The sequence below is a fragment of the Polyangium jinanense genome (genome assembly GCF_028435365.1).
In genome coordinates, this window is the sequence record NZ_JAGTJJ010000017.1 from 76,984 (window position 1) to 92,016 (window position 15,033).

Annotated in this window: 9 protein-coding genes; 2 read left to right on the forward strand and 7 right to left on the reverse strand. The window is 70.7% G+C overall.

Going from position 1 to position 15,033, the window contains the following annotated elements:
- Nucleotides 1–11 precede the first annotated feature (11 nt).
- A complete protein-coding gene (locus KEG57_RS25880) occupies nucleotides 12–2,522 on the reverse strand; it encodes a DUF5916 domain-containing protein (protein WP_272424677.1) in 2,511 nt (836 codons plus the stop codon).
- A 77-nt stretch (nucleotides 2,523–2,599) separates the two neighbouring features.
- Nucleotides 2,600–3,652, reverse strand: a complete 1,053-nt coding sequence (locus KEG57_RS25885) for an NAD-dependent epimerase/dehydratase family protein (RefSeq protein WP_272424675.1) — start codon at nucleotides 3,650–3,652, stop codon at nucleotides 2,600–2,602.
- Between the two features lie 98 nt (nucleotides 3,653–3,750).
- On the opposite strand from KEG57_RS25885, the gene KEG57_RS25890 reads away from it, so the two are divergent.
- On the forward strand, nucleotides 3,751–4,683 hold the full coding sequence (locus tag KEG57_RS25890) for a lysophospholipid acyltransferase family protein (RefSeq protein ID WP_272424674.1): 933 nt from the start codon (nucleotides 3,751–3,753) through the stop codon (nucleotides 4,681–4,683).
- Nucleotides 4,684–4,716: 33 nt separating this feature from the next.
- Here the strand turns inward: KEG57_RS25890 and KEG57_RS25895 are convergent, their stop codons facing one another.
- The 4 genes from KEG57_RS25895 to KEG57_RS25910 all read right to left on the reverse strand — a co-directional run bounded on the left by KEG57_RS25895 (nucleotide 4,717) and on the right by KEG57_RS25910 (nucleotide 12,208).
- Nucleotides 4,717–9,786, reverse strand: a complete 5,070-nt coding sequence (locus KEG57_RS25895) for a tetratricopeptide repeat protein (protein ID WP_272458866.1) — start codon at nucleotides 9,784–9,786, stop codon at nucleotides 4,717–4,719.
- Nucleotides 9,787–9,814: 28 nt separating this feature from the next.
- Nucleotides 9,815–10,834 (reverse strand): serine/threonine-protein kinase, encoded by a 1,020-nt coding sequence (locus tag KEG57_RS25900; protein WP_272424671.1) that lies wholly within the window; start codon nucleotides 10,832–10,834, stop codon nucleotides 9,815–9,817.
- Between the two features lie 92 nt (nucleotides 10,835–10,926).
- Nucleotides 10,927–11,202, reverse strand: a complete 276-nt coding sequence (locus tag KEG57_RS25905; RefSeq protein WP_272424669.1) for a hypothetical protein — start codon at nucleotides 11,200–11,202, stop codon at nucleotides 10,927–10,929.
- A gap of 67 nt (nucleotides 11,203–11,269) precedes the next feature.
- A complete protein-coding gene (locus KEG57_RS25910; RefSeq protein WP_272424667.1) occupies nucleotides 11,270–12,208 on the reverse strand; it encodes a DUF4190 domain-containing protein in 939 nt (312 codons plus the stop codon).
- Between the two features lie 127 nt (nucleotides 12,209–12,335).
- Here KEG57_RS25910 and KEG57_RS25915 point away from each other — a divergent pair, with 127 nt between their 5' ends.
- Nucleotides 12,336–13,514, forward strand: a complete 1,179-nt coding sequence (locus tag KEG57_RS25915) for an AAA family ATPase (RefSeq protein WP_272424666.1) — start codon at nucleotides 12,336–12,338, stop codon at nucleotides 13,512–13,514.
- A gap of 92 nt (nucleotides 13,515–13,606) precedes the next feature.
- Here KEG57_RS25915 and KEG57_RS25920 read toward each other — a convergent pair whose 3' ends face one another.
- On the reverse strand, nucleotides 13,607–14,968 hold the full coding sequence (locus tag KEG57_RS25920) for a hypothetical protein (RefSeq protein ID WP_272424665.1): 1,362 nt from the start codon (nucleotides 14,966–14,968) through the stop codon (nucleotides 13,607–13,609).
- Between the last annotated feature and the right edge of the window lie 65 nt (nucleotides 14,969–15,033).

Below are 15,033 nucleotides of genomic sequence, written 5' to 3' on the forward strand. Positions count from 1 at the left end.
GCAAGAGGAGCTCAGCCCCACCAGTACGATAGTTTGGCCAGCAACGTTTCTTCGGAGGCGCGCGGGCCGAGCCATCCGAAGTCGAAGCCCGTGGCGCGCCGGCCGAGGGGCGCTCGTCCGTCGCCTTGCGCGTGCGTGCACACGAGGAACAACGTCGAGCCGAGCCGGTACTCCCAGCGCAGGACGATGTTCGCGTTGATCGATCCGCCCTCCCAGTCGGGATCGTCGTCGAGCGGCAATCCGAACGGCAGGAGCTCCGCGAGGCGCGCGACCTTGCCCGGTCCACGCGCCTTCGAGAACGTGAAGCCATCGAAGCTCTGCGCTTCGAGGAAGGCCTGCGCGTAGGCCTGAAGCGAGAGCCGCGGCGTGAACGTGTACGTCGCGCGCATCGTGAGCCCGAGGCTCTGCGCCCGCAGCCGGCCGAAGACGTGGCCCGCGCCGATCGTCGTGACGTACCGCGGCTCGCCGCGCGTGTAGAGGAAGGTCGGGATCAGATCGAGGTCGAGCTGCGGCAGGATACGCACGGACAAACGGCCGTCGGCCTCCACGTTGAGGCCCGTCTCGATGCCCTGCACCATCACCCACGCCTCACCGTTCACGAGGCGTCGGCCATCGGTCGCGACCCAGAGCTCGCCGCCGAAGAGGGGCGCGCGCTCGAGCGCCGTGCCGTCGCCGACCTCGCGATCGTCGAAGCGCGAGGGTTTGGCGTGGATCGCGACGAAGCTCTCCCAGAAGTTCGCCCAGCGCGTGTAGTTGCCGAGCACGAGCATGCGCTCCTGCGTGAGCCAATCGAGCGTGTCGCGCTCGACCGCGTCGACGAACGTCTCCGTTTCGAGCGTCACCCACCACGGATCGAGCCTCCGATAGCGGACGGACGCAGTGAACGCGTGGAGGTTCTGCCGCTGCATGTAGCCGACGTCGTTGTAGTCGACCTTGCGGCCATGCCCGGCGTACTCGGCATTGAAGGTCCAGTGCTTGCCGCCCTCCTTCGCGACACGCGCCTGCACTGCAGGGCCGATGTCGCCGGAAGAGATGACGGTGCCGTCAGGCAGGGTGCGCGGCGGGCCGTCGTGCACGAGCGAGGCGACGACCTGTCCGCTGATCACGTAGTCGCCGCCGGGCGAACGCCAGCGACCGTCGATGCCCGCGACGTAGGCGTCGTGAAAGCACCGCGCGCCGTGCGCGACGAGTTGTTCCTTGGGGCAAAGCACGCGCGTGCGGCCATTGCCGGAAGCGGTCTCGACGGTGGGGTACACGGACGGCGTCTCGAAGCGGCTCTTCGCCGTGGCCATGAAGCCGAGCGAGGCGCGAGGGCCGAAGTCCTTGCGGAGGCGCAGGACCTTGAACGCGGCGAGTGGTTCGGCGACGCGCGAGACGAAGCTGCCGTCGCCGCGCTTCACATCGACGAGGACGGGCGCGGTGACGCCGAGCAGCTCGAACGCCGACACGCCCTCCGCGAGCTCACCCGAGAGCTTCGCCGCGGCGTACACCGTGGCCGGCGTCGAAGATCCCACGGTCTCCTCGTCGTCGCGCACGGCCGGCGTCCCTGGCGCACGGCCGATCCTGCGCGTGTAGACGAGCTTGAAGGGCGTCGCGAGGTTGTCCGCGCCCTCCAGGAAAAACGGCCTGCGTTCCGGGAAAAACCGTTCGAAGTTGCTGAGGTTGAGGATGACCTGATCGGCCTCGACCTGGCCGAAGTCCGGGAAGATCGTGGCGTCGAGGGTGAGGCTCTGCGAGGGATGCCACTTGAGATCGAGGCCCGCCGAGCCCGTGGGGAACACGCCCGCTCCGCGGCTCTCGGCCTCACTCTCGCTGTAGCGGAGGGCGCCGACGAGGAAGGGTCGTAGCTCGAGCGCGGCCTTGGGCCGGAGGCCGGAGAGGCCGTCGAGTTTGCCGTAGCGCGACACTTCGCCGCCGGCGTCGCGCGGGATGAACGTCCACTCGTCGACCTCCTGCAGCATGGAGACGCGGCGACGAACCTGCAGGCCGAAGCTCTGCGTGGGTAGATCGCGGAAGCGCAGGATCCGGAGCGGGATCTTGAACTCGGCCGACCAGCCGTGCGTGGTGCGCGTGGTGCGCGCGTCCCAGATCTCGTCCCACTCACGCGAGATCTCGGTGTCGTTGAAGCGGAGCGCATCGGAGAGGACGCCGGCCGCGTTGACCTCGAACTCGAGCGCGCTCCGTCCGTCGCCGCGTGTGTCGAGCGTGACCGTGACGGCGTCTGCCTCGACCTGGCGATCGCGCCGCGTGAGGCGCGCGATGATCTCGTCGTCCGTCTGCTCGCAGTCGATGCCGACGTAGACGGCCTCGTCGTCGTACACGACCCGAACGAGCGTGCGATAACGCGGCTTTTCACCGGGCGTGGGGAGCTTCTGCGTGAAGGCGTCGCTGCCCTTGGCGCGCTTCCAGGTGAGCTCGTCGAGGCGGCCGTCGAGGACCGGCGGGGTGGAGACGCGCGTCGCGGTGAGGTGCGGCGTGGCCACCTGGGTGGTCACCGCGAGGAGCGCGGACAGGAGAGACATGGCGGGAGATGGACGCCGAGCGTATCACCGCGTGACGCACGGACGGACGGCGGAAGCTTGCGGAGAGCCGCAGCGCCTCAGAAGACGTCGTCGATCGCGGCCACGGTCTGCGCGAGATCGTGCGTTGGCGCGTAGCCGAGATCGTTTCGCGCGCGCGCGTCGTCGACCATGCACACGTAGCGGATGTGATCGATCTCGGGCGCGGGGAACGACGTGGCCCGGTACTGCCAGAGCTTACGGACGACGTTCTGCGCGATCCCATGCGGGATGGCGATGCGCGAGCGTCCGGTCATGCCGACGAGGCGCGACAAGGGCAGCGGCGGCGGGCCCGCGAGGTTGTAGATGCCGCGCGCGCCGGGCGTGAGCGCGCGGGCGATCGCGCTGACGACGTCGTCCTGGTGGATGACCTGCACCATCGGATCGAAGCCGAGCAGCGTGGGGATCACGGGCAAGCGCAGGTAGTTCGAAGGCGCGTTGCGCACGGCGCCGAGGATGTGCACGGGCCGGAGGATCACGGTCTCGGTGCGTGGCCTCTTCCAGAAGAACGACTGCGCGAGCATGTCGACCTCGATGAGATCGCGGATCTCGCTGAACGAGGCGCCGCCGAGGAGCGGCGCATCCTCCGTGAGGAACTGCGGGTTGTCCGGGCGAGGGCCGTACACGTTGGCGCTCGAAAGAACGACGAGCTTGGGGATGTCGTAGTGCGCGACGTACTCGAGGAGGCGCTGCAGACCGACGACGTTCCAGCTGTGGTGCTCGGCCTGGCTCACCCGCGGATCGTGCATGACGCCGAGGTGCACGACGGCGGCGAGGCGCTCGTGGCGAAAGACGTCCTGCGTCTTCTTGCGGCGGATGTCGAGCTGGTGATGGACGATGTCTTTCGGTTTGCCCTCGAACGATCGCCGATCGATGCCGATCACCGGCCGCTCGCGGTGCAACTGCCGGGCGAGCCTGCGCCCGAGCCGCCCGCAGATGCCCGTGATGAGCACCGGCAAATGCGAACGATCACTCTCCACGCTCGGCTCGCGTGAAGAATCCCCATCCACGCTCACGCTCGCCCTGCGCGGCGGCCGCATCGTGAGCCGCGGCGCGACGCGCGTCGCTTCGCCTCCCCCGTTCGTCACGTTCATCCCCCCGATCCCCGACGCTCACCGTGAAGCTCGGAAGCACGTCACGTCAAGCACTTCGCACCGTGCTGTGTTGCCCTCGATTTGCTACGTTCGCATGCATGCTGGATGCAGCAGCGCGCACCCTCGGCAGGCTCTCGACCTTCGCGACGCGCGAGGCCTTCCCGATCGCGCGCTCCGCCCTCGGCGTCGCCCAAGACGGAATCGGCGAGCTCGGGATCAAGCTGCTCGGCCGCGACTTCGAGGAGCGCCTGCGTCGTGTGCCGATCCCCTTGGGAGGCGGCGGCGTCGACCCCTTCGGGCTCGATCCGGAGTGGGCGAAGTACGCGATCGGCGTCGCGGCGTTCTTCCACCGGTTCTACTTCCGCACGATCGTCAGCGGGATCGAGCGCGTGCCCGCGTCACGCGTCCTCTTCGTGGCGAACCACTCGGGGCAGATCCCGATGGACGGCGTGATCATCGCGGCCTCGATGTTCCTCGACGCCGAGCCTCCGCGCATCGTGCGGAGCATGGTGGAGAAGTGGTCGCAGACGCTCCCGTTCGTCTCGACATTCTTCTCGCGTGTCGGGCAGGTCGTGGGCGTGCCCGAGAACGCGCGCCGGCTGCTCGAGCTCGGCGAGGCGATCCTCGTGTTCCCCGAGGGCGTGCGTGGCGTGACGAAGACGTTCGCCGAGCGCTACAAGCTCACGGACTTCGGGCTCGGCTTCATGCGCCTTGCGCTCGAGACGAACACGCCGATCGTGCCCGTGTCCGTGATCGGCGCGGAGGAGCAATACATCTCGCTCGGCAACTTCCGTCGCGTGGCGAAGACGCTGCATTTGCCGAGCTTTCCGATCCTGCCGCAGCTCCTCGTGCCGGGCGGGATCCTCCCCTTGCCCACGCGCTACAGGATCACGTTCGGCGAACCCATGCGCTTCGACGGCGATCCCGACGACGACGACGCGATCATCGAGGAGAAGGTCCTCCGCGTGAAGGCGACCATCCAGTCGATGTTGAACCGCGGGCTGAAGGAGCGGAGGTCGGTGTTCTGGTGAGGCGGGGGCGGCGGGACCGCCCCCTCGGGCTCATCAGGATTCGTCGTCGAGAAGCTCGGCCTCTTCGAGCTCTTCGCCCTGGGCCGGCTGCTGCGCGGCTTGCTGGTGCGCGTACGCCTGCTGCTGCTGCGCATAGGCCTGCTGCTGCGCGTAGTACGCCGCGTACGCCTGCTGCTGCGCGTACGCCTCCGGCGTCTGCGCGGCTTGCTGCTGCGCGTACGCCTGCTGCTGCGCGTAGTACGCCGCGTACGCCTGCTGCTGCGCATACGCCTCTTCCGGCGTCTGCGCGGCTTGCTGCGGCTGCGCCTGCGGATCCACGTACGCAGGCTGGGGAGCCGGCTCGGCCTGGACGTACGCCGGAGGCGCCACGACCATCGGCGGAGGCGCGGCCAAGGCCGCCGCGGGCGCGATGGGCGTCGGCTCGTTGTCGTTCGGGGGCTGCCACGTCGGAGCCGCAGGCGGCGGCGCGGACGGCGTGGGGACCGCAGCAGGCGGCGGCGTGGACGGCCCCGCGTACGCAGGCGGCGGCGGCGTGGATGCCCTCGCGTACGCAGGCGGCGGCGGCGGCGTGGATGCCCTCGCGTACGCAGGCGGCGGCGCGGACGGCCCTGCCGCGGTCGGCGGCACCGAGGGCATCGACGCGCGCGCCGGCGAACGCTTGAGTTTGCCGGTCTTCGCGCGTTCGAGTCCCTGGGTCGCCTCGGCGTCGCCGGCCTTCATGCGCAGCACGCGCCGCCAGGCGTCGGCCGCCTCGCGCGCGTCGCCGAGCTCTTCCTCCCACAGACGCGCGACCTTGCGCGCGAGCTCGGCGCGGATCGCGGGATCACGGCCGCGGAGGATCTGATCCTCGTAGAGCTGGATCATGCCGCGGTGATCACCGAGCTCGGTGAGCAGGTTCGAGAGCTCGTTCATCACGTCCTGATCGGCAGGCGACAGGTCGTGGAGCTTCTTGAAGTCGACGCCCGCGCCCTTCTTGTCGTTCAGCGCGTCGCGGCGCAGGCGCGCGCGGCGCTGCAGGAGCTTGCGAACGAGCGGGCCGTCGAAGACCTCTTCGAGCGCGCGCGTGAGCGTGGCCTCGACGCGCGGCAGATCGTTGAGCTCGCGGCCGAGCGCTTCGAGCGCGTCGAGCGAGGCGTCGTCGACGTGCGTGACGAGCGCGTCGCCGAGCCACTTGAAGGCACGCTCGACATCGGCGAGCGCGCGGTGCGCGATGGTCGCGGCGCGCCGGAGGAGCGCACTCTTCGTGCGCCCGCCGTCACGCGACCCCTGACCGCCGCCCGCGAGCGCCTCGGCCAGGATGCGGCGCAGGCCCGTGCCGCCCGAGCGCTCGTCGCCCGCAGTGGCCGCAGCTTCGAGCGCGACGAGCGTCTCTTCCTGGACGCCCGCGCTGAGCGCGAGCTCGAAGAAGCCACGTGCGCGATCGTTCGCGCCGCGCTCGGCCGCGACCTGCGCCGCGCGCGCGAGCGCCGTGAGCCGATCCGCCGGCAGACGGCAACGCCCGACCTGACGCTCGTACACGTCGATCACCTGCGCGACGTCCGGCGCGAGCACCGCGAGCCGCGCGAGCAAGGGCTCGACCTCGCCCGGCGGGACGCTGGCGAGCGCGCCCTCGCCGTGCTGGATCGCCTCGTTCGCGGGCACGGACGCGGCGATCTGCACCTCGGCTTGACGCACCATCTCGGCCGCGCGCGCGGGGCCCGAGACGTCCTTTGCGAGCAGGTCGTGCGCGACGCCGAGGGCGTCGAGATCCTTCAGCTTGATCGCGAGCTGCTCGAGCCGCTCGGCGAGCGCACGATCGGCGCCGCGCGAGCGCGCGAGCTCCATCGCCACGCGGGCAGCATCGGCGTCACGGCCGACCTCGATGAACCGCTCGAACGCGCCGCGCAGCGCCTCGTTCCGTGCCGGGCCCGAGCCCGACTCGTTCCACGAGACGAGCTTCGTCGCGACGAGCCCCTTCCACCCGAGTTTGTCGCCGAGCTCGACGTACGCGCGCCGGCACGGCTCGTCGCCCGTCTCGGCGATCTTGTCGAGCGCCGCGAGCGCCTCGTCGCCACGGCCGAGTTTGTCGAAGAGGATGTCCGCGACCCTTCGGGTCATGCGGGACAGCTCCTCCTCGTCACCCTCGACCTCGACGAGGATCTGCAGGAAGTGTGCGACGCGCGGCCAGTCCTCGACCTCGGCGCAGAGCCGCTCGAGCCGACCGATCGCGTCGAAGTCCTCCGAGTCGGCCGCGTGCACGATCTCGAGCGCTCGGATCGCGCCGCGCGGATCGGAGAGGCGGGCCTCATAAATCTGCGCGAGGCGCTGCGCGAGCTCGACCTTCTGATCGCCTTCGGCCAGCGCGACCTCGCGCTCGAGCGCCGCCGCCGCGCCTTGCGGGTTGTTGCGCCGCTCTTCGAGATCCGCGATCGCCGCGAGCGCAACGCGGCTCTTCGGATCGAGCGTCTTCAGGATGCCCTCGTACCGCTCGATCGCGCCGTCCACGTCGTCGAGCCCCTCGGCCAGGATGCTCGCCTCGCGCAGCGCGTGGTTCAGCTTGTCGGCCGGCGCCTTCGTGATCGCGCCGAGCCGTCGGAGGAGCTCCACGCACTCCTGGTGATCGCCGCGCTGCGCCGCGTCCTCGACGAGCAGCGCGAGCGCGCCCTCGTCGTCGCCGTCGGACAGCACGAGCAAGAGGCTCTCGCGCGCGCCCTCGTTGTCGCCGAGCGAGCGCTGCACCTCGGCCGCCGCGCGACGCGAGGCCACGCGCTTGCCACGATCGGAAAGTTTTTCCGCGCGCCCGAGGAGCAGGTGCACGAGATCCGAAAGCCGCCCGGCCGCGCGGTACTGCTCTTCGAGCGCCTGCACGTACGCGTCGTTCGTCGGATCGATCTCGGAGGCGCGCTCGAGCCGGATCATCGCGCCCGGCGCGTCGCCCGCCTTGACCAGGAGATCTGCGGCCTGCGCGAGGAGCGTCGCCTGCTGCTTGCCGTCCGCGAGCTCGGCGCGCTGCTCGATCGCGTTCGCCGCGTCGGACATGCGACCCGCGGCCGTGTACGCCTTCTCGGCCTGCTCCCAGATCTTCGCTTGCTTGCCGAGCTCGGCGGCCTCGGCGAACGCGTCGCCCGCGGCGCCCGGATCGTTCAGCTTCAGCCGCAACTCGCCGAGCTTCTGCAGGAGCCCGGCGCGCGTGTTCGGGTCCGTGAACCCGGTCATGTTGTCCGCGATGGCCTGCGCCGCGAGGTCGAGCCGCTCGCCCTTCTCGTAGAGCTTCACGGCCGTGTTCACGGCCTGCTCGTCCTCGGGCATGAGCGACGCGATCCGCGTCCACACCTCGGCCGCGGCCACGGGATCCTTGCGCTTCGCCTCGTGCAGGCTCGCGAGCTTCTTCTCGATCGCGAGCTTCTGCTCCGTGTCGGGCGTGCTCATCGCGTCCTGCTCGAGCACGGTCGCGAGGTCGTCCCACTTCGTCGCGCGCTCGAGCAGCCTGCGGAGCTGATCCCGCGCCTGCTCGTCGCCGCGATCGATCTGGCAGAGCTGCTTCCACGCCGCGATCGCCGTATCGATGTCGCGGAGCTGCGACTCGCACATGCCAGCCACGTCGCGGAGCTGGGCCTTGCGCGTCTCGGTCGAAACCGTCGGCACGCGCGACGCCGCGAGCAGCACGTCGCGCAGATCCGCGAACATGCGCTTCTGTCGCAGGTACTCCTCGACCCACGAGAGCGCCTCGGAGTTCGCCGGATCGATCTTCAGCGCCTCACGGTACTTCGTGTACGCCTGCGGCTTCCGTCCCTTCTGCGCCTCGGCCGAAGCCTCCTCCAGGAGCGCGTGCACGTCGCCTGCCGGGACCGCCGGCTGCGCCTGCATCGCGACGACCGAAGGCGAAGGCGCGCGCGGCTCGGACGCGGGCGCCGCCGCGGGCGCGGCTGCCGGCGGCGGCGACGGCTGCGGGGCCGCGGGGGGTTGCGAGGGCTGCGCGGGCTGCGCGACGGGCGCGGGCTGCGCGGCTTGCACTGGCTGCACCGCCTGTGCGGGCTGCGCCGGCTGCGGCGCGGCTTGCGCGGCGGGCATCGGCGGCGGCGGAGGCTGCGCGTTGCCCGCCTTCATCCGCGCCACGTTCGCCATGAACCCGTTCGGGTTCGCCTTCAGGTACGCCGCGTACTGCGGACCGAGCTCGCCCGTGCGGCCGAGCAGCGCCGCGAAGTGATCCGCGAGCTGCATCGCGCGATCGTGCCCCGGCGAAGCGCCGAGCGCCGACAACGAGTACGAGAGCCCATACTCCCCGTCGTACGTCTCCGCGAGCTGCACGAAGATCCCGGCGGCCTCGTCGCGCTCCGGCTGCGGCACGTTCTCGCCCGCGTTGATGCGCTCGAGCACGCTCACGCCGAGCTCCTGCGTGAGCGCGACGTCGGTCGGACGCACCGCGCGCGCCGAGCGCAGCGCCTGCGTCGCGCCCGCCATGTCGCCCGCGCGCTTGCGGATGTCGGCCTCGTCTCGATAGAGCGCGAGCTTGCGCTCGGGATCCTCGGCGATGGCCTGCTCCATCGCGAAGTACGGGATCGCCTCCGCGTACTGCTGCTGCGCCTTCAGGATCTCGCGCGCCGCGTAAATCGCGTACACGTTGCGGGGATCGAGCTCGGCGACCTTGCGCCAGTTCTCCACCGCGCGATCGGGACGCGCGAGCTGCGGCTCGCTCCACATCCGTCCAAGCTCCTCGTGAAGCTTGAGGAGCATCGTCCGCACCTCCGGCTTCGCGGCCGCGGGCGCGAGCCCTTTCGCTTGCCGCTCGTAAAGCTGGATGAGCGACATCGCGTCGCCCTTCTCGCGGAAGATCTGCGCGAGCCGCTCGGCCGAGCGATGCATCGGATCCCTGTCGACCGCGAGCAGCAACGTGCGCACGGTATTGTTCATGTCGCCGAACGCCGCTTGCCAGACGTTCGCGGCCTCGCTCAGCCAATGGGCGCCGTAGGCGGGATCCGGCGTCTGCGTCCCGACGCGCTCGAGCAGCATGGCGTACGAGCGAGGGTCCTGCGCGCCTGCACGATGCGCGTACGCGAGCGCCTCCTGGTCGTGGGGGTTCGCGAGGAGGCGCTGGACGAGCATTTCGATTTCACGAGGATCCATCGTTGTCCGTGCGCGAAGGTACACGGCTCTACGGGCGCCGTATAGTCGCCTCGCGCCCGCCTGCTGCATGCCGCGCCGCGCCGCCCCCTGGCCCTCCGGCGAGCGCCTCCTCGATCGCCGCGATGAACACCCGCGCGCTCGAAGGCCGATCCTCCGGCCGCTTGCAGAGCGCCCGCACCACGAGCTCCACCAACGCCCGCGGGATCCCCGCTTCTGGCGCCGCATCACAAGGCGCGATCGGCGGCTCGTGCACGTGTTTGGCCATCACCCGCGCCGCATCCCGCTCGACGAACGGGGGCCTGCCCACGAGCATCTGGTAAAGGAGCGCGCCCACCGCATAGAGGTCGCTCCGCGCATCCACCGGCTCGCCCCGCGCCTGCTCCGGGGACATGTACCGCGGCGTACCGACGGGACCGCTCCCCCACCCGAGCGCCGCCTCCTTCGGATCACGCGGCGGAAGCCCCAGGTCCGCGAGCCCGAAATCGAGCAGCTTTCCCGCCTCCGCGCCGCCTTCGAGGCGCGCGATGAACACGTTGTCGGGCTTCAGATCCCGGTGAACGATCCCCTTCTCGTGCGCCTCGGCCAGCGACGTGAGCGCGTGTGTCGCGAGCCGCGTCGCCTCCGCGATCGAGAGCCGCCCTTCCCGACGCAGCCGGACGCCGAGCGGCTCGCCTTCGAGCATCTCCATCACGAGGAACCGCGACACCGTCGGCGAGACGAGCGCGTCCTCGCCGCCGTGCACGATCTCGCCCACGTCGAGCACCTGCACCGTGTGCGGCGAACGCAGCATCGAGAGGACCCGCGCCTCTCGATCGAGCCGCGAAAGCGCCCGCGTGCCGAGCCCTCGATCCCCACGAAACACCTTCACCGCGACGTCCTGCCCCCGCGTCACGTCCCGCGCCCGGTACACCGCCCCCATCGAGCCCGCGCCGATCCGACCGAGCACCACGTACCGCCCCGCGATCGTCATCCCGAGGAACGGATCTCCATCCGCGTCGGCGAGGACCGACGCGGCGACGAGCGCGAACCCATCGCGCGGGCAAAACACGAGCGGAGTCGTCCCTTTGGCCGCCTCGGGTTTCGGTTCCCGGCAGCGCGGGCAAACGAGCCCGGTCAAAGACCGCAGCGCGGGCCTCCCCATCAGCGGAGCTTGCAGGCGTACTCGCCCACCAAGACGAACGCACGCCGGCAGACCACGTCCACGGTCCGCTTCGGCGTCACCATCTCGAACGTCTGCCCGAACGGCGTCCGCTCGAGCCGCGTCACCTGCGCGCGGCAGTTCGGCCCCTGCTCCCCGCACGCCACCGCCGCGGCCGCGCGCTCGACCTCGCTGTTGTCCGCCATCACGTTCACCGCGGCGGAGACGCTGAACAAGACGCAGAGGACGAAGATCGTGATCTGCCCGGCGCGCTTCATGACCGCGCATCCTAGCAGCGGATGGACACGCCGCGCCCGGGATCCGAGCCCTCGGCGCGCCTCTCTCTCAGAGCTTGATCCCGCCGTTTTGAATCGGCTCGAAGCTCTGCCGCCGCGTCTCGTACTTCCCGCGCACGAATGCGCCGAGCACGGGTGCCATGTTCGCCGGCACGTCCTCGTCCCACTCGCCGCCGTCGATCGCGTCGCGCGGATAGAGATCCGGCGCGAGCAGGAAAAAGCCCGGCACACGCTCGTGCGGCATCTTGAGCCCCGTCAGGTCCTCGTCGAACGCGTCGATGTCCACGCGGACGAGCCGCACATGCGCGAGCGCCGTCTGCATGAGCGGATTCCCGAGCGACGACGACAAGCTGCGACACGAGACGCACTCGTTCTTCGTCGTCATCACGACGATCGTCTCGCCCGCCGCGGCCGCGGCCGCGCGCTCCTTCGCGAGCTCCTGCGAGAGCGACGACACCGACACGCCCACGTCCACGACCGTGACCGTGCCCTCCTTGCGGACCATCGTCTCTTTCTGGAAAACCGGCACGGCCTTGGAGGGCGGCGACGCGGGATCCGTGGTGTCCACCGCTCCCTCGGGCGGCGACGCGGTGTCCCCGACCGTCACGACGTTGGCGATCGACGCGAGCTGCGCCTCGTGGCTCCGCTCCATCGTCCACACGCCAAACGCGATGGCCGCGCCCCAGGCCACCGTCAGGCAAATCCCGAGCCCCATTCCCAGCGTTGCCAGGACATACCCGCGGCGCTCGGCGCCCACGCCGGCGTGCTCCCGACGCGCGGCCCAGCCGAAGACGATGGCGGCGACCGAGCCCAGCGGTCCGCCCACGAACGGCGCCAGGATCGACGTCAAGGCCAGCGTCGAGAGCGGCTTTTTTTGGGGTGGCCTCGGCCCCCGCAGGTACGGGTCCGAGAGCGGAGGGAGCTCCGTCGGGCCCTCGGCTCGGGCGACGCGCGAAAGCGCGGACCTCGGGGAAATGGCCTCGCTCACCCACGAATTCTAGCGCCTAATCTCGCTTACGCTTGCAAACCAAGGATGGACGGAATGAAGCGTCCCGCCCGTGCAGAAGGGATACGCCAACCCCCCACGCAGCGTGGTAGGAGGAAGGTGCGCTCTCATGATCGAACCGGCCCGCTCCTCCGTCTTTCCCCGAGCCCCGGCCGCCCGGCTCGTGTCCGTGACGATCGGTGACTACCAGGCGCTCGGCAACAGCACGATCGAGCTCGCGATCGCCGCGCGCCGCACCGTGCTCCACGCGAAGGGCGGATCCCTCGCGTCCTTGCTCGTGCAGGGCATCGCCGAAGGCGCGCACATCGCCGTCCACGCCCTGAGCGACCCGGAAAAACCTCGCCACTTCCGCTGCGAGTTCGAGGGCGACGCCGGCGAGCACCTCGTCTACGCCTACGACCGTCGTTTCCACGATCTCGAGGACGACGACGAGCCCTTCCCGCCCTCGATGCGCTGGGAAGAACACGCAGCCCGCACGGACGAAGCGAACGTGGATCTCTGGACGGTGCGCGATCGACGCGCCGTCTTCGGCGACGGCAGCCGCATCTCGCTGCCCTCGGGCGTCGGCGCGCTCGCGCTCGCGGGCGAGTCCGCCGATCGCGTGCCCGAGGACGCACGCCGCATCCGCGCCTACCTCGAAGGCATCCGCTGGCTCGGCCTCGCCCTCTCGCGCCCGCCGATCGAGGATCGCGCGGTCGTCACGCTCACGGGTCGATCGGGCGTCCTCTGGACCTCGCGTGGCCTCGACGCGCGCCTGCTCTCGCTCGCGTCGACGCTCGTCATCTGGTTCGAGCTCTACCGCGAGCGGTACAACAAGGTCGTCGAGCTCTGCCAGCGCATCGGCGCGGCGGGCGAGCTCGCGGTACAGATCACGCGTGACCCGTCCGCGCGCACGGACGTCGCGCCGCAGGATCGCGCCAGCATCACGTTCGAGGGCGTGGATTTCGGACGTCTGTCCGACACCGTGATCCGCAGACTCGAGCTGCTCGTCGCGCTCGTGGATCCGGAGTCGACGGCGCTGCTCCTCGAGGAGCCCGAGGTCTCCGCGGTCCCCGGCAAGATCGGCGCGCTGCTCGAGGTGATCGAGGCTTGCGCCGATCACCGGCAGATCATCGTCTCGACGAAGTCGCCGCACGTGGTCGACTGGGCGCGCCCCGAAGAGCTCCGGCTCGTCGAGACAAACCGGTATCGTGACCTCTCCGTGCGCAGCCTCGACTTCACCGAGCTCAGCGCCGCGCAGGCCCACGTCGCGGCCGGCGGCAAGCTGTCGGCGTTCCTCGCGTCCTGATCGATCACGCGCGTCGACGCGTCCGAACGCTCGTCACGTGCGTGTGCAGGGCCCGCCACGCGCGTGCGCTCGAACGACACGTTCTGCCGCGCTCAGGGGATGCAGCTCGACTCGAGCGTGCGCAGGACCGCGCGCTTCGTGCTCACGCCACCACTCATCGGCTCGGCCCACAGGAAACCCATGCGCGGGCCGGCCGGCGTGACCGCTGCCGGATCCTTCACCGCGCCCGTCCCGTCGCTGACCCGCATGCCCGTCGCCGACGGCTCGCCGCTCTCCGAGAGCTTCACCGCGAGGACCTGATCGTCCTTGCCGCCCTCCTGACCGAGGAACACGACGAGCGCGCCATCGCCGATCGGCGCGAGCGCCGGGGCCCGGCCGCGCCCGACCAGCCACGTCTTTTCGCCGGGACGCGCCGCCGCGTCGACCGCGCGCGCGAGGATCTTGTCGCCCTCGATCCACACGGCCATCGCGCCTTTCGTCGTGGCCACGAGGTTCACGCGTTCGCGCGCGGGCGCGCCGGCCGGCGGGGCTGCCGCGAGGGTGTAGGCCTCGTCGATCTCCTTGCCCGCGAGATCGAAGCGCGACACGACGATCCGCCCGTCTCCCTCGTGCCAGGCGAGCGTGTAACCGGTTCCATCCGCGGCGACGGCGGGCCTGCGCGGCTCGTGGGCGTGGTGCGTCGCGCCGAGCGCCTGCACGGCCGGCGCGGCAGCGTCCGTCGGGGCGAACTGGAACAGTCCGAGCTGCGCCTTCTCCATGTTGAACGGCGCCACCGCCACGATCGCTCCTGCGGGCGTCGCGGCGAGCGCCACGTCGTCCGCGTTCGCGGCGTTCACCGTGCTGAGGTGCTCGATCACGGGCGCGGGCGAGGTCTCCCAGCGCGGCTTCGTGTACGCGAGGCCGTCGGCGTCGAACCACACGAGCGTCCAGCCCGCGCCGTTTGCGAACATCCGCGGCGCCGTCTCGTTCGCCGTCCCGATGCCGCGCGCCCGCGCCACCTGCTTCGCGTCGAGGGCGAACCCTGCGAAGGCGAGCTGCGCGCCCGGCTTGTTCGCGGCGAGCTTAATGAGCCAGGCGGCGGCGATCGCCCCCTCTTGCCCTGCGGCCGTCACCTCGCCGCGCTGCAGGTACGTCGCGATCTCCCCGGTCTGCGCCTTGCACGCCTCGGTCTGCGCGGCTGCGACGAACGAGGACACGCCGGAGCCCACGGGCTCGCTCGGCGGAGGCGGAGCTTGCACCGAGCTCGCCGAGGTCGTGGGCGGATCCGCGGCGGCGCTCGTCGCGACCGACGCACTCGGCGCGACCGAAGCGCTCGGGGCTGGCGTGGCGCCGCCTTCCGTCTTCCGTTGCCCGCACCCGGCGGGAGCGAGGCCGAGGACCAGGCTCATCGTGACGCCGACGAACCCGAGGGGCCACGCGCCGGTCGCGATCTCTGGGGAGCGAATCTGCTTCATCCCCGCCGAGCCCCCCGGCGCGCCATGCGACATTGGATCAACCTCGACAAGGCCGGCACCTGATC

Coding starts and splice junctions, on each gene's coding strand:
- KEG57_RS25895 (WP_272458866.1), bottom strand. CDS start 9,786: ATGGATCCTCGTGAAATCGAAATGCTCGTCCAGCGCCTCCTCGCGAAC.
- KEG57_RS25920 (WP_272424665.1), bottom strand. CDS start 14,968: ATGAAGCAGATTCGCTCCCCAGAGATCGCGACCGGCGCGTGGCCCCTC.
- KEG57_RS25880 (WP_272424677.1), bottom strand. CDS start 2,522: ATGTCTCTCCTGTCCGCGCTCCTCGCGGTGACCACCCAGGTGGCCACG.
- KEG57_RS25890 (WP_272424674.1), top strand. CDS start 3,751: ATGCTGGATGCAGCAGCGCGCACCCTCGGCAGGCTCTCGACCTTCGCG.
- KEG57_RS25915 (WP_272424666.1), top strand. CDS start 12,336: ATGATCGAACCGGCCCGCTCCTCCGTCTTTCCCCGAGCCCCGGCCGCC.
- KEG57_RS25905 (WP_272424669.1), bottom strand. CDS start 11,202: ATGAAGCGCGCCGGGCAGATCACGATCTTCGTCCTCTGCGTCTTGTTC.
- KEG57_RS25885 (WP_272424675.1), bottom strand. CDS start 3,652: ATGAACGTGACGAACGGGGGAGGCGAAGCGACGCGCGTCGCGCCGCGG.